Source organism: Streptomyces sp. NPDC020747, assembly GCF_044334695.1.
Classification (GTDB): Bacteria; Actinomycetota; Actinomycetes; order Streptomycetales; family Streptomycetaceae; genus Streptomyces.
Genome location: NZ_JBIRTJ010000001.1, coordinates 187,097 through 201,610, shown reverse-complemented (window position 1 = coordinate 201,610; position 14,514 = coordinate 187,097). Strand labels below are relative to the sequence as shown.

Genomic DNA, 14,514 nt, shown 5'->3' with positions numbered 1-14,514 from the left:
GCGTCGAGATGAAGCGGCCGGCATCGGTTCGGTGGCGATGGCAGCGACGTGGACTGGACCTCGACCGTGATCCTGGCCGCACGGGAGCGAAGCAGAAGGGAACCCGACGCCTGCCGCGTTCTTTCCACTGATCGTGGTCACGAGGAAACCCGGGACGTCGTCGGCCGGTCGCGACTTGAACGGTTCCCGCAAGCTGCGAGGGACGGCGGTCGGGCGTTCGCGGTCGTACGGCGACCTGTACCCCGGTGTGCAGAGGTCAGCGGCTGTTCCACCGCGTGTCCCCTTCGGGCTGCGGTGGCGGGCTCCGGGGCATTTCCCGCGGGTAGGCTCTGCTGATCAGACGAAGTCTGCGGGGACGAGGCATGGGCGGGGTCGAGAAGACGCGGGGTGGCGGGGCCGAGCGGGCGACCTCGCGGGATGTCGCCCGGCTTGCCGGGGTGTCGCACACCGCCGTGTCCTTCGTCTTCAACGGGCGTGCCCAGGGCAACCTCTCCGCCCAGACGCAGGAGAAGATCCGCAAGGCGGCCGAACAGCTCGGCTACCGGCCGAACGCGGTCGCCCGTGGCCTGCGCCGGAGTCGTACCGCCGTGATCGGTCTGGTCACGGACGAGATCGCCACCTCGCCGTTCGCCGGGCGGCTGCTGCGCGGGGCCATGGACATGGCGTGGAGCAGCGAGCACCTGGTGCTCACCGTCGACTCCCGGCAGGACCCGGTCGCCGAGGACGCGGCTGTCGCCGAACTGCTCGACCGCAGGGTCGACGGGATCATCTACGCCGCCCTGTCGTTGCGCCGCGCCCGAGTCCCGGAAGGGCTGCACCGCACGTTCGCCGTGCTCGCCAACTGTCTCCCCGAGGACGGCTCCCTCCCGGCCGTCATCCCCGCCGAGCGGGCCGGTGGCCGCAGCGCCGCGCGTGTCCTTCTCGACGCGGGCCACCGCCGTGTCGCCCTGGTGGGCGGTCTGGACGACATCGCGACCGCGGAACGGCTGCGCGGCTTCCGGGACGCGCTGCGGACGGTGGGGCTGACGGCTGGGAAGGACCGGGTCGTGCGTACGGGAGGGGAGATCTCCGCCGGGTACGAGGGAGCGTTGCGGCTGCTGGACGGTGTTCCCGCCGACCGGCGGCCCACGGGCATCGTCTGCTACAACGACCGGGTCGCCGCGGGCGTCCTCCACGCCGCCGCGCGCCTGGGCCTCGACGTGCCCGCCGAGCTGTCCGTCGTCGGCTATGACGATCAGGAACACATGGCGGCCTTCCTCAGCCCGCCCCTCACCACGGTCGCGCTGCCCCATCGCGCGATGGGAGAGACGGCCGTCCGCCTGCTCCTGGACGCCATCGACAGCGGGACCGCGCCGCCGGTCACCACCCGGCGGCTGGAGTGCCCCGTCGTCACGCGGGGTTCGGTGGGACCAGCTCCCAGCCCGTGACCTCGACGTCCGTCCCCGTCCCTGTCCCCGTCACGGTCAGCTCCGCGATGTCGTCGTGCCGTCGGTACACCCGTTCCGTGGCCGTCGCCCGGTCACCCGCGAACAGTTCCAGCAGGGAGCCGTCCACGAGGATCCGTACGGTGAGGGTCTCGCCCGGCGGGGTCGGCAGGACCAGGGGGGCCGTGCCGTCCGGGCGGGAGCGTGGCCAGGCCGTGCGGTCCAGGGTCACCGTGCCGGACGCCGGGTCCAGGCGCACGGTCAGTTCGGCCCCGGACGCGGCCCGCAGCAGACTCAACGTCGCCGCCGAACGGGCGGTCACCAGCAGGTCGTACGCGAGGGGGAGCGGCCGGTGCGGTCCCGGTGCGGCCGTGAACGGGACGGCCGCTCGCAGGAGTTCGAGCTCCGGAGCCGGTACGACCCGTAGCGTGCCGTCCTCGTGGGTGTCCATCACCCGGGGTGCCGTGAGGACGCCGGACCAGCCCGCGCGGTCCACCTCCTCGGGCGGGCGGGACTCCCAGGACCAGCCCCAGAGCAGGGCGCGGTTGGACTCCGTGTCCTGGAGGACGGCGGGGGCGTAGAAGTCACGGCCGAGGTCCAGCGGGCCGCCGCCCGTGCCCGCCGCGAACCTCAACCGCCCTTCACCGGGCTCGATCAGACGCCCCGTCAGGTAAGCCGTGCTCAGCGGGTCGCCGTCCCACAGGGCCACCGCCAGCACCCAGTCGCCCCCGGGGGTCGCCCACAACTGCGGGCACTCCCAGCCGATCGCCCGCCTGCCGAAGGCGCGGACCGCCGCCGGGTCCCGGCCGTCCAGCAGGACCCCGGCGAACCGCCAGTCGTACAGGTCCTCACAGTCGTACACCAGGACGGACGGGGTGCCGTCGGCGTGGCCGGCGCCCATCAGCGCCCAGCGGCGTCCGGCGAAGCGGAAGACGAAAGGGTCCCGGAACATCGTCACGTCCAGGCCGGGTGGCGGTCCGGCGACCACCGGCACCGGCAGCTGCTTCCACCTCCGGAGGCCGTCGTCCTCGGCGACGGCCAGACAGATCGCGCTCAGGCCCCGGTGGGCGTGGTCGATCCCGGAGTACACCGCTGTCGGTACACCACCGTCGTCCACCACGCAGCCGGACCAGCAGCCCGCCTCGTCCGGGCCGTCGGGCGTGGGGCGCAGGGCGATCCCGTGGTCGTCCCAGTGGGCGAGGTCGGGGCTGGAGGCGTGGCCCCAGTGCACGTTCGTGTGCACGGGGGCGTCGGGGTTGTGCTGGTAGAAGAGGTGGTAGCGATCGCCCCAACGGAACGGGCCGTTCGGGTCGTTCATCCAGTTGGCCGGCGGGCGGACCCTGAAACGCGGGCTGTCGGCGTCGGTCTCTTCCACCGGCGACCGGCTCACGGAACTCAACGATTGACTCCTGCGGATGTGATGCCCTCGCGCAGAGGGCGCTGGCCGACGACGAACACGACGACGGCGGGGATCATGGAGAGGACGACTCCGGCGAGGACGACGGAGATCGAGCCGGTGCCGAGGTTGCCCTGGAGGGAGACCAGGCCCAGGGGCAGTGTGAGGTTCTCGGTGGAGGTTTCGAGGATCAGCGGCCGGAAGAATTCGTTCCAGTGGTAGTTGAAGGCCAGCACGCCGACGATGGCGAGACCGGGGGCCGCCAAGGGGGCGTACACCGACCGGAAGACGCGCCACGGACCCGCGCCGTCGATCATCGCCGCCTCGCCCAGGTCCTTCGGCATGCCCAGGAAGTACTGGCGCATCAGGAAGGTGCCGAAGGCCGTCGGGAAGGCCGGGACGATGAGGCCGAGCAGGGTGTCGGTCAGACCCATCGTCTTCAGTTCCAGGAAGACCGGGACCATCGTGACCTGCAGAGGAACCATCATCGTGGCCAGGACCAGCGCGAACAGCGGCTTCTTGAAGCGGAATTCGAGGCGGGCGAAGGCATAGCCCGCCAGGCCCGCGGTGACCATCTGGCCGGCCGCGATCAGCGCGGTCACCAGGGTGGAGTTCAGCGCGTACAGCCAGACGTCGATCTGGTCGAAGACCCCGCGGTAGGCGTCGACGGTGGGGTCAGTGGGGATGATCCTCGGCGGCAGGTCGAAGGACTCCGCCGGCATGCGCAGTGACGTCGACACCGTCCAGATGACCGGGCCGAGCGTCAACAGGGCACACAGCGCCAGGCCCGCGATCCGGCCCCAGGGAGCCAGGCCGTGCCGTACGCGTGACGCGGTGGGGCTCGTGGGGCTCGTGGGGGGACCCGGCATCGGACCCGACGCCGAACCGGGAAGGGAACTTGAGAGGGAACTCGTGCTCATCTGACTCACCCGGCTCACTGGTAGTGGACGTAACGCCGGCTGAGCCGGAACTGGAGTGCGGTGACCGCCATGATCAGGGCGAAGAGCAGGACGCCCACGGCGGACGCCTCGCCGAAGCGGAGCTGCTCGAAGGCCGTCTCGTAGATGACCATCACGACCGTGCGCGTCGAGTCGCCGGGACCGCCCGCCGTGAGGACATACGGCTGCTCGAAGACCTGGAGGGCGTTGATGATGCCGACCACGGACGCCACAAGGAGCGTGGGCGACAGCAGCGGCAGGGTGATGGCGAGGTGTTTGCGCACCCCGCTCGCGCCGTCCAGCGAAGCCGCCTCGTGCACCTCTTTCGGGATGTTGTTCAGGCCGCCGACGAACAGCAGGAAGGAGAAGCCGAACTGCTGCCAGACGTACGCCAATACCACGGCCGCCATCGCCCCGTTCTCCGAGGTCAGCCAGGGGACCGAGGGGATACCGACCGTGCCGAGCAGCCAGTTCACGGGGCCGAAGTCCTGGTTGAACAGGTACTTCATCACCACCGAGATGGACGCGGCGGACAGCACCAGCGGGAAGAAGAACGCCGAACGGAACACGGACCGCAGCCACTTGGGCATCCGGCCGTTCACCGCGATCGCCAGCACGAGCGCGATCAGCAACTGGAGTGCGACCGCGAGCACCATGAAGACGAGCGTGTTGCGGAAGGAGACGAGGACCGTCGAATCGGTCAGGATCTCCCGGTAGTTGGCCGCTCCGGCCCACCGCGGGTCGTCGATCACATCCCACTGGAAGAAGCTGAGGACGACCGAGCCGACGATCGGTACGACCGTGAAGACGACGATGCCGACGACGGTGGGCGCGAGGAACAGTACGGCGAGGAGGCGGGTGCCCCGGCTGCGGATGGTGGTGGTGGCCGTGGACGTGGACTCGGATGCCTTACGGGTCCGACCGGTCCCGCGATTCCGGCGGTTCCCGCGGCTCTTGCGGGTGCGGGCGGGCTCCGGCCCCACGGGCCTGGTCTCGGTGTTCGTCACACTTCACGCTCCATGGCCTTCTCCAGGTCCCCCTGCAGCCGGCGCAGCGCGGGACGCACCGCGCCGGGGCTCGCGAGGGCGGTTCCGGTGTGCTTGATCAGCAGTTGCTCGATCTCGTTGACCTGCGGCGGGGCCGGGATCGGGCCGGTGGTGGGGATCTTGTCGAGGGTGTCGTAGAAGACCTGCCAGTGGGCCGGTCCTGTCTCCCGGTAGCGGGCCTCGTCGACCATGGAGCGGCGGGCCGGAGTGGTCTGGTTGGCCGCGAAGAGCTGGGTCATCACGTCCTTGCGGGCGGTGTACTTGATGAACTCCCAGGCCTCGTCCCGCATCTTCGACGTTCGCAGCATCGCGTACCCGGCGGCGCCGAACTGGTGCCGCCGGGTACGCCAACGCGGGAAGTACCGCACGTCGTAGTCGGCCGGTTTCATGCCCGCCTCATGCAGGCCGCCCGCCCAGAAGCCGCCCGCGGGCGTGACACCGACGCGGCCGGTGGAGAAGACGCCGACGAGGTTGCGGCCGTCGCCGCCCTCCGGCCGGGTGCACAGGTCCTCCTGGACGAGGGAGGCGAGGTAGTCGTAGACCTCCGCGACGCGGTCGGAGTCGGCCAGGGGTGTCGTCCACCGGTAGCCGCCGCCCCGGCCTCGCCGCTGTGCCTCGGGATAGAAGGAGTTCCAGAGCCAGTCGCCGCCGGGGGCCTTGGACTCGGTGAGGAGGTTGGTGTCGTTGGCGAAGAGCCAGGGGACCACTCCGCCCCACAGCCGGTTCGTCCAGAAGTACGGGGTGAACCGGTCGCCGTTGCCGCGTCTCATCGCTCGCAGCAGCGTGGTGAAGTCGTCGTGGGTCCAGTCGTCGGCGGGGAGGTCGGCACCCGCGCGTTCGAGGACCCGGTTGTTGAGGTACATGTCGGCCGCGTTGAACTCGACCGGCAGTTGGTGGAGGCTCCCCTCGTACATCATCGACTCGACCAGCGAGGGATGGACGTCGGCGAAGTACGTGCGCAGCTCGGCCGCGTCCCGCTTCGCCCACCGGTCCAGCGGTACGCCGAGCCGCTGGGCGAAGAGCTGCACGCCCTCGGTGGCGACGTACACGAGGTCGGGTGCCGTGCCCGCGGCGATCTGGGTGAGGATCTTGGAGAAGAAGTCCGACCAGTCGTAGGCCTGTACGGGGTTGATGCGGATCCTGATGTCGGGGTGGACCTCGCGGAATCCGTCGCGCAGGGCGCGCTGCGCCTCGGGGTTGAAGGCGGAGCCCAGGGTGGCGATGACGAGCGAGCCGTCGTCGCGGCCGGGGATGTCGGCGGCGGTGAGGCGGTCCCAGCCTGCCGCGACACCGGCGAGAGCGGCGGCTCCGGCGCCGTACGCGCCGTAGCGCATCAGGGCCCGTCGGGAGAGGAGCGAGTCGGTCATCGGCGAGCCTAACTCGTGTTAGTCCAGGTGTGATTCCACGATGATGAGAACCCCGCCGCAGGTCTGTCAAGGGACGTGCGCGGATGGGAAGTGCGGCTGGGAGGTTGGGCACGGCCGGTGCGCGAGGGCTTGACCTTTAACGAGTTAGGTATACGGTTCCGGTCCACATGAGCTGGTTCACGTGAACTGGTCCACATGAGTCGCCTCCCGACGACGACGTCGGGGAAGGGAGCCGCACGATGCGTGGCATGAAGAGGAGTTCGCTCGGCCCGGGGGAGACGCCGGGGAAGACGGGGGAGACACTGTCCAGGCGGTCGCTGCTGACGGTCTCGGCCGTCGGCGCCGCCGGTGTTCTGCTGCCGGACCTCGTGGGGCCGGCGGTGGCGGTGCCCCGCGAGGCGACGGCGACGGCCGCATGCTCGGGCAGCTACCGCGCCGAGTACCACTTCACGGTCCCCGACCAGTGGATGAACGACCCGCAGCGCCCGGTCTGGATCGACGGCGAGTACCACTACTACTACCTCTACAACCCCGACTACTCGACGGGCGGCACGACGGCCGGCACCGCCTGGCGCCTGGCCACCAGCACCGACCTCGTCTCCTTCACCGACCGGGGCATCGCCGTGCCGAAGGACACCACACCCAACGGCGACGTCTGGTCCGGCTCGGCGGTGGTCGACACGGACGACACGGCGGGCTTCGGCGTGGGCGCGGTGATCGTCATCGCCACCATGGCGCCCGACGACGTCACCCAGGCCCAGTACCTGTACTACTCGACGGACGACGGCCGCACCTTCACCAACCACGGCACCGCCCCGGTCCTCCCCAACCCCGGTGTACGGGACTTCCGCGACCCCAAGGTGATCCGCGACGAGGAGCACGGGCGGTGGGTGATGCTCCTCGCCGAGAACGACAAGGTCGGGTTCTACCACTCCGCCGACCTCAAGGCGTGGACGTACGTCGGCGGCTTCATCAAGGGCGGCATCGGCGTCCTGGAGTGCCCCGACCTGTTCCGGATCAGGGCGGACGACGGGACCTGGAAGTGGGTGCTGGGCGTCAGCGCCAACGGCAAGGGCGCCGGGCTGCCGAGCACGTTCGCGTACTGGACGGGTTCCTTCGACGGTACGACCTTCACCGCCGACGCGTCCGATCCCCAGTGGCTGGACCACGGCTGGGACTGGTACGCGGCGGTCACCTTCGACAGACGTGACGCGAGCGGGGTCCTGGACCCGGACGTGCGGTACGCGATCGGCTGGCTGAACCACTGGGACTACGCGAACACCACGCCCACCGTCGAGTGCGACGGCTTCAACGGCACCGACTCGATCGTCCGAGAGGTACGGCTGAAGCACGCCTCCGGTGCGTACTACCTGGCGTGCCAGCCGGTGGCGGCCCTGGACGACCATGTGTCGCGCACGGTGGACCTCGGCGACATCACGGTCGACGGCACACGAACGCTCGACTACACGGGTACCGCGTACGAGCTGACCTGTGAGATCACCTGGGACCAACTGCTCGGTGCCGGCCTCCAGTTGCGGCGGTCGTCGGACGGTGGGCGGCACATCGACGCGGGGGTCTACGGCGACTACGCCTTCGTCAACCGCGGTTACACAGTGAGCCCCGACAACTCCGGCCGCTGGCAGGAGAGTCGGACGCCGTTCGACCTGTCCGCCGGCACGGTCCGCCTGCGGATCCTCGTCGACCGCACGTCCGTCGAGATGTTCGTCGGCGACGGCCGGTACGCGCACTCGACCGAGGCCTTCCCCGACCCGTCCGACACGGCACTGGCGTTGTTCACGATCGACGGGCAGGCGGTGTTCCGGAACGTGGTGATCCGGGAGTTCACGGTCTGATCGGACGGGATCCGACGGGGAGGTGGCCTGGGCGTGCCGAGAGGCTGCCGACGACCGGCAAGCCAGGGCTCTCCGTACCGAGGCGAGTTAGAGGACGGCGCGTGCCAGGGCCCGCGACGCCGACATGATCCGCCTACGGCGACTTGCCCGCCCGTCCCTGAGTACTGGGCGGGCGCCTCGCACCGCCATGCATCAGCTGTTGGTCGGCGGCGGGGCGAGTTCGGTCGCGACTTCGACGGCGATCTCGATGGCCCGGCCCGCGAGTGGTGAGTGGGTGCGTCCGGCCCGCCAGTGCAGGTAGATCTCCCGTGGCGGCAGGGGCGGCCGTAGCTCGTGGACGCGGAGTCTGTCGTCGGACGGGACGTCGGCGCCGCGGATGGCGAGCCAGGGCAGTACCGCCGACCCCAGGCCGGCTCGCACCATCGACAACAGGGTGTCGTTGACCGCGCTGCGGAACACGACCTGTGGACGGGCGCCGCTCCGGGCGACCGCCTGTTCCATCGCAGGCTGGTCGCAGGTCAGCGGCCAGGCCACCATCGGTACGCCGTCGAGCAGTTCCAGCGGGACCGGGCCTTCGGGGAAGGTGCCGGCGCCTGCCACCAGCAGATACGGATCGTCGAGCAGCTTGTGGTGCTCGACGTCGACGTCGATGCGGCCGTCGTAGAACAGCAGGTCGAGGTCACCGATCTGCGGCTGCTCCGGTTCCTCCTCGGACAGCCTGATGTCGCAGCCGGGGTGCTCGTCCCGCAGCCGGCGTACGACCGACGGCAGGATCACGTTCGACACGCTCTGGAACGTGCCGATGTCGATCCGGCCGTCTCCCGCCTTGAACCGGTCCACGGCGTGAGCCAATGCCTCCGCCTTCGCCAGCAGTTGGCGACCCTGGTCCAGGACCACGGAGCCGAGCGGGGTGAGCCGCACCGGCTTGGGGCCGCCCGGCCGGTCGAACACCGCACCGCCGACGGCTCTCTCCAGCGCGGCGATCTGCTGGCTCACCGTTGACTGGGTGTACCCGAGGCGGACGGCGGCCCGGCCGAACGAGCCCTCCTCGGCGATGGCGGCCAAGGCCGTCAGATGGCGCAGTTCGACGTCGGTCACGGGCTCCACGATAGTGGGGGTGATTGTTTGGAGCGATTGAATCAATCGGAAATCATCGCTTTTCACGATGTAGTCGCGGGCCTAGCGTTCCGGACATGACCTCACATCGATCTCACGGCGAGCAACTATTCAAGATCAACGGCGTCGAGCTGTGCGTCGAGACCTTCGGCGACCGCGCGGCCCCGGCCGTCGTCCTGGTCGCCGGGGCGTCCGCCTCGATGCTGTGGTGGGACGCCGAACTGTGCGAGCGGATCGCCGACCGTGGCCGGTTCGTGGTCCGGTACGACCATCGGGACACCGGCCGGTCGACCTGCTACCCGCCCGGACAGCCGGCGTACTCGTTCAACGACCTGACCCTGGATGTGCTCGGCATCCAGGACGCCTTGGGCATCGAGTGCGCACATCTGGTCTGCCAGTCGATGTTCGGCGGGAGCGGGCTCATCCTCGGGGTGGACCATCCCGACCGGGTCGCGTCGCTGACGTTCGTCTCGACCTCGACCGGGGCCGACGACCTGCCGCCGCCGTCGAGCGACCTGGCCATGCCGGCCGAGCCGGATTACGCCGACGCGACCGCGGTCGTCGAGTACGTGGTCGCCGGTGCGAGGGCGTTCGCCGGTGGCTCGCCGTACTTCGACGAGGCCGCGATCCGGGCGTTGGCCGAACGCGACGTGGCGCGCGCCAGGAACTACGCGTCGACTCTCGCCAACCACTACGCCGTCGAGCCCGATGGACCGGTCCGAGGCGGTTTCGGCGACATCGCGGCGCCGACGCTCGTGGTCCACGGCGACCACGACCCGTTCCTGCCGCTGCCGCACGGCGAGGCGCTGCGCGACGCGGTCCCCGGCGCGGAACTGCTGGTCCTCAAGGGGGCCGGACACGACCTGCCGAGGCCGGTGTGGGACGACTTCGTGTCGGCCCTGGTGCGGCACACGGAAGGAGCCCGCCCGTGAACCGGCTGCGGTCGGCACTCTGGCTGCCGCTCTTCGACGACCTCGCCGACCCGCGGGAGGCCGCGCGCCTCGCCGCCGACGCGGAGGAAGCCGGGTGGGACGGCTGCTTCGTATGGGATCAGCTGTGCTGGCGGGCACCGGTCCGCCAGGTCGCCGACCCGTGGATCGCGCTGACGGCCGTAGCGACCGCGACCGAGCGGCTGCGGCTCGGCCCGATGGTGTCCCCGCTCGCCCGTCGGCGGCCGGCGAAGGTCGCGCGGGAGACCGCGACCCTGGACCGGCTCAGCGACGGCCGCCTCATCCTCGGCGTCGGCCTCGGCAGCGACCGGTTCGCCGGCGAACTGTCCAGGACCGGCGAGCAACTCGACGACCGGCGGCGCGGGCAGATGCTCGACGAGTCACTGACGATCCTGGCCGCCGCCTGGTCCGGCGAGCCGGTGCGCCACCGCGGCGAGCACTACACCGTCGACGACGTCACGTTCCTGCCGCGCCCGGTTCAGCGGCCCGGCGTGCCGGTGTGGGCCGCCGGATTCCCGGGCAACGCCAAGCCGATCCGCCGGGCCGCCCGGCTCGACGGCTTCTTCCCGGTCAACCTCGATCACCCGGACCAGCTCGCCGAGGTCGTCGCCACCCTCACCGAACTGCGCCATGGCGAGATGGCCTCGTACGACATCGCCGTCAGTCTGCCGCCCGGTGTCGATCCCCAGCCGTACGTGAAGGCCGGCGCGACATGGTGGCTGCCGGAGTTCGACCCGGGAGTACGGCTCGACACCGTGCGTGGCGTACTCCGCGACGGCCCAGCGACACGCCCAGCGACCTGAAGGGGGCGACGGGATGGGCGGTGAACGCGTGAAGGTCGTGGACTCCTCGCGGAGTAAGTGACCGTTCTGGTGCCCGAGTCCGGCTCCTATGCCCGGATTGCGGGTGGAGGAAACTATGAATCTGAGAATTCAGTGAACATCCTGCGACCACATCCGTATCCAAGGAGAGCTTCGCCCACACCGGAAGTCCCGCCGGTTCGGTTCCGAGGATGTTCAGAGAGGCCTGATGAGACGCAACACGCGGAAGAAGTCGAAGACCACCGTTCGGGTGGTGGGCGCTGCGGCGGCACTGGCCATGGGGGCCGGCGGACTCGTCGCAGCCAACATCTACGCCTCTGCCGACGAAACCGGCGCAGCGAAGGGCACGCCCCAGAACCAGGCGTTGGCGGCCGCGTCCTCCACGATCGACTGCCCCGACGTCGGCCAGCAGTTGAAGGCGGTGCCCGACAAGGCCCGAACCCAGGTCGACAGGGAACTCGCCCTGCTCGACAAGCAGGTGTCCGAGGCCTACCAACGGCTCTCCACCTCCCAGCAGGCGATCCAGCAGGACGCCAACTTCGCGCAGAACGCGATCGTGAACCCGCTGAAGGACAAGCGGAAGGCGACGATCGACCGGATCGTCATCGCCATCGGCCGTGTGGGCACCAAGCCGCAGGGTCTTGAGGCGCTGGCGGCCTGTACGTTGCGCTCCACCGGCAACCAGCCCGCCGCCGGTCAGCCTTCGGGTCAGCCCGCCTCCGGCAAGCCGGCTTCGGGCGCGCCCGCTTCGGGGCAGCCGGCCGCCGGCCAGCCCGCCGCGGGCAACGGGCCCGTCGCCGCCGACTTCGTGGACATCACCAAGGTCAAGCCCAACGTGAGCGCACCGCGCAAGTCGTCGAAGGCGTCCAAGGGCACCTTCGTCACCAAGTGCGGGGTGAACGCCAACAAGCTGTACAACAGCGACAACGTCATCGTCGCGCCCGGTGTCACCAACGGCGCCCACCACGTGCACGACTACGTCGGCAGCCAGGACAACGACGCCTTCACCAGCGACCAGGACTTCCTCAAGGCCAACACCAGCTGCAAGAACAAGGGCGACAAGTCGTCCTACTACTGGCCGGTGCTGCGCCTCCAGGACGGCACCAAGGAGTTCGACGCCGACCGGCTGGGCGGTGGGGCCGAGGGCAACACCGGCCGCATCCTGACGGCCAAGCAGGCCACGCTGGACTTCGTGGGCAGCCCGCGCGGCAAGGTCGTGGCGATGCCCCAGCTCCTGCGCATCATCACCGGTGACGCCAAGGCGTTCACGAACGGCCCTGCCAACGCCAACGCCTCCTGGAGCTGCACGGGCTTCGAGAACAAGGTGCAGCTGAAGGACAAGTACCCCCTCTGCCCGTCGGGCCGGGACGTGGTGCGCACCTTCAAGTTCCAGAGCTGCTGGGACGGCACCAACATCGACAGCGCCAACCACCGTACGCACGTGGCCTTCGCGGACGCCCAGGGCAACTGCCCGAGCGGCTTCAAGGCCATTCCGCAGCTGGTCCAGCGTCTGGTGTACGACGTGGACGCGCCCAGCCTGAAGGACAACGGGAAGACCCGGCCGTTCTTCTCCCTGGACGGGTTCCCCGAGCAGGCGCACAAGCCGATCACGGACCACGGCGACTTCATCAATGTGTTCGACAAGAAGGTGCAGAACCAGATGGTTCAGTGCATCAACTCCGGACGCAAGTGCAGCTGAGTTCGAACAGCGGGTCCAGTCAGCGGTAATCAGGGGTGGGCGTCGTGCGAACGGCGCCCACCCCGCCGCGTTCGCGCCCACCTCGGCGCTTTCAGGGCGCCGAGTGGGCCGACCGCCTAGGCTTCCGGTCGGCACCGGCACCGACCCCAGGAGCGCACACCGTGTTCGACCCCGCACCTGAGCACCCGTATCCCGACGGCCACCAGCCGGACGAGGCGCCGACGCCGCACGCGCTGCTCGAACCCGTCCTCGGTCTCCTGGGTTCCTGGTACGGCCGGGGCAAGGGCGAGTACCCGACGCTCACCGGGGACTTCGCGTACGCGCAGGAGGTGACCTTCAGTCATGACGGCCGCCCCTTCCTGCGTTACGAGGCGAGGGCCTGGCTGCTCGACGCCGAGGACGCTCCGCTGCGTCCGTCGGCCCGGGAGAGCGGCTGGTGGCGGCTGCAGCCCGACGGCCGGGTGGAGGCGCTGATCACCCAGCCCACCGGCATCGCCGAGATCATGGTCGGCCGTGCGGCCGACAGGACGGTCGACCTCTCCACCCACGAGGTGGCTCTCGCCCCCACCGCCAAGAAGGTCGGCGCCACCCGCCGCCGCTACACGCTGGCCGACGACGACACGCTCACGTTCGACCACGACCTGGAGGCGATGGGTCAGCCCCTGCAGCACCATCTCTCGGCGCTGCTGCACCGCAAGGTCGACGACGGCTCCGGCCGGCGGTTCACAGGGCGTTGAGCAGGAGTGACGCCCCCACGCCGAACCGACCCCGGAGACCGAGGAGGACCATGACCAGCATCGCCATCATCGGAGCCGGACCCGGACTGGGAGCGGCCGTCGCCCGGCGCTTCGGGCGCGAGGGCTTCGACGTCGCGCTCATCGCCCGCGACCACGAGCGGACGAACGCCCTCGCCGCCGAACTGGGCCGCGAGGGCGTCACGGCCCGGGGCTTCGCCGCCGACGTACGGGACCCGAAGGCCCTCGTGGCCGCCCTCGACGCGGCGAACGCGACTCTGGGGCCGGTCGAGGTCCTGCAGTACAGCCCGGTCCCGCAACGGGACTTCATGCTGCCGGTCCTGGAGACGACCCACGTCGACCTCACCGGCCCGGTCGAGTTCTCCGTCTACGGGCCCGTCGTCGCCGTACAGCAGGTGCTCCCCGGAATGCGCGCCCTGGGCCGCGGCACCGTCCTCTTCGTCAACGGCGGCACCGCGGTCGTCCCCCACCCCGACCGTGCCGGTACGTCCATCGCCTTCGCCGCGGAGAGCGCGTACGGCCATCTGCTGCACGACGCGCTCGGCGGCGAGGGCATCCATGTCGCGCAGCTGATCGTCCCCGGCGCGATCATCGCCGGACACCACAGGAAGGACCCGGCCGTGCTCGCGGACACCCTGTGGGGGATCCACCAGGAGCGGCACGGGTTCCGGCACTACGCCGACGACCTCGACTCCTGACGGCCGGTAGGTGGCCTAGGCGGCGGACTCCGCCGGGCGGGGGACGAGCCGCATCGTGGTGGAGTTCGCCTCGGGGCCGGTGATGGCCTTGATGATGTTCGCGGCGTAGTGGCCGTACTTGGCGCGGTAGGCCGCGTCGACCTCGTCGTTGAGGGCGGGGTCGGCGTCGACGAAGGTCACGTCCTTGTCCACGCCACCGGCCTGGATGCGGCCCTGCAGACGGACACGGGTGCCCCGGTACCAGGCGGCCGTCGGCCCGTTGACGGACCGTACGCAGATGTCGTCGCCGACGCGGACGACCCAGATGGTCCGCCAGCTGCCCGGCGATCCGTCGCGCCGCAGGGAGACGACGCGCAGTTCCTCGGCGCGCTCGATCCGGGCGAGTTCGTCATTGGGCCAAGTCGTCATCGACGGGTCTCCTTGTCGCTACCGGTGTGCCGGCCTCCGAACC

General features: G+C 70.2%; 13 protein-coding genes. 7 read left to right on the top strand and 6 right to left on the bottom strand.

Annotated elements, in window-relative coordinates; all coding sequences use genetic code 11:
* The first annotated feature begins 362 nt into the window (after positions 1-362).
* Positions 363-1,427 carry a LacI family DNA-binding transcriptional regulator gene (locus ACH4YP_RS00860; RefSeq protein WP_398488743.1) on the top strand — a complete coding sequence of 355 codons (1,065 nt, stop codon included), beginning with the start codon at positions 363-365 and terminating at the stop codon, positions 1,425-1,427.
* Here ACH4YP_RS00860 and ACH4YP_RS00855 read toward each other — a convergent pair.
* The 4 genes from ACH4YP_RS00855 to ACH4YP_RS00840 form a co-directional block, all read right to left on the bottom strand.
* Entirely contained in the window at positions 1,390-2,814 is a 1,425-nt protein-coding gene (locus ACH4YP_RS00855) for a glycoside hydrolase family 32 protein (RefSeq protein ID WP_398489427.1), read from the bottom strand. The two genes, ACH4YP_RS00860 and ACH4YP_RS00855, sit on opposite strands and share 38 nt — an antisense overlap.
* A 5-nt stretch (positions 2,815-2,819) precedes the next feature.
* Positions 2,820-3,689, bottom strand: coding sequence for a carbohydrate ABC transporter permease (locus ACH4YP_RS00850; RefSeq protein WP_398488742.1), 870 nt, complete (start codon positions 3,687-3,689; stop codon positions 2,820-2,822).
* 65 nt (positions 3,690-3,754) lie between these two features.
* Positions 3,755-4,765, bottom strand: coding sequence for a carbohydrate ABC transporter permease (locus ACH4YP_RS00845; protein ID WP_398488741.1), 1,011 nt, complete (start codon positions 4,763-4,765; stop codon positions 3,755-3,757).
* Positions 4,762-6,171: an extracellular solute-binding protein gene (locus ACH4YP_RS00840; protein WP_398488739.1), complete on the bottom strand. Its 1,410-nt coding sequence runs from the start codon at positions 6,169-6,171 to the stop codon at positions 4,762-4,764. Before ACH4YP_RS00840 ends, ACH4YP_RS00845 begins: the two co-directional genes overlap by 4 nt.
* A gap of 248 nt (positions 6,172-6,419) precedes the next feature.
* On the opposite strand from ACH4YP_RS00840, the gene ACH4YP_RS00835 reads away from it, so the two are divergent.
* Entirely contained in the window at positions 6,420-8,024 is a 1,605-nt protein-coding gene (locus ACH4YP_RS00835; protein WP_398488737.1) for a glycoside hydrolase family 32 protein, read from the top strand.
* Positions 8,025-8,216: 192 nt separating this feature from the next.
* On the opposite strand, the gene ACH4YP_RS00830 is transcribed toward ACH4YP_RS00835, so the two are convergent.
* A complete protein-coding gene (locus tag ACH4YP_RS00830; RefSeq protein WP_398488736.1) occupies positions 8,217-9,122 on the bottom strand; it encodes a LysR family transcriptional regulator in 906 nt (301 codons plus the stop codon).
* Between the two features lie 95 nt (positions 9,123-9,217).
* Here ACH4YP_RS00830 and ACH4YP_RS00825 point away from each other — a divergent pair, with 95 nt between their 5' ends.
* The 5 genes from ACH4YP_RS00825 to ACH4YP_RS00805 all read left to right on the top strand — a co-directional run bounded on the left by ACH4YP_RS00825 (position 9,218) and on the right by ACH4YP_RS00805 (position 14,063).
* A complete protein-coding gene (locus ACH4YP_RS00825; RefSeq protein WP_398488734.1) occupies positions 9,218-10,072 on the top strand; it encodes an alpha/beta fold hydrolase in 855 nt (284 codons plus the stop codon).
* Complete coding sequence (locus ACH4YP_RS00820; RefSeq protein ID WP_398488732.1) at positions 10,069-10,893, top strand: LLM class flavin-dependent oxidoreductase; 825 nt, start codon at positions 10,069-10,071, stop codon at positions 10,891-10,893. The genes ACH4YP_RS00825 and ACH4YP_RS00820 overlap by 4 nt, the downstream gene beginning before the upstream one ends.
* A gap of 226 nt (positions 10,894-11,119) precedes the next feature.
* Positions 11,120-12,610: a DUF1996 domain-containing protein gene (locus ACH4YP_RS00815; protein ID WP_398488731.1), complete on the top strand. Its 1,491-nt coding sequence runs from the start codon at positions 11,120-11,122 to the stop codon at positions 12,608-12,610.
* Positions 12,611-12,771: 161 nt separating this feature from the next.
* Positions 12,772-13,347 (top strand): FABP family protein, encoded by a 576-nt coding sequence (locus ACH4YP_RS00810; RefSeq protein ID WP_398488730.1) that lies wholly within the window; start codon positions 12,772-12,774, stop codon positions 13,345-13,347.
* Positions 13,348-13,397: 50 nt separating this feature from the next.
* Positions 13,398-14,063, top strand: coding sequence for an SDR family NAD(P)-dependent oxidoreductase (locus ACH4YP_RS00805; protein ID WP_398488728.1), 666 nt, complete (start codon positions 13,398-13,400; stop codon positions 14,061-14,063).
* 15 nt (positions 14,064-14,078) lie between these two features.
* On the opposite strand, the gene ACH4YP_RS00800 is transcribed toward ACH4YP_RS00805, so the two are convergent.
* A complete protein-coding gene (locus ACH4YP_RS00800) occupies positions 14,079-14,471 on the bottom strand; it encodes a DUF2255 family protein (protein ID WP_361052429.1) in 393 nt (130 codons plus the stop codon).
* Positions 14,472-14,514 lie beyond the last annotated feature (43 nt).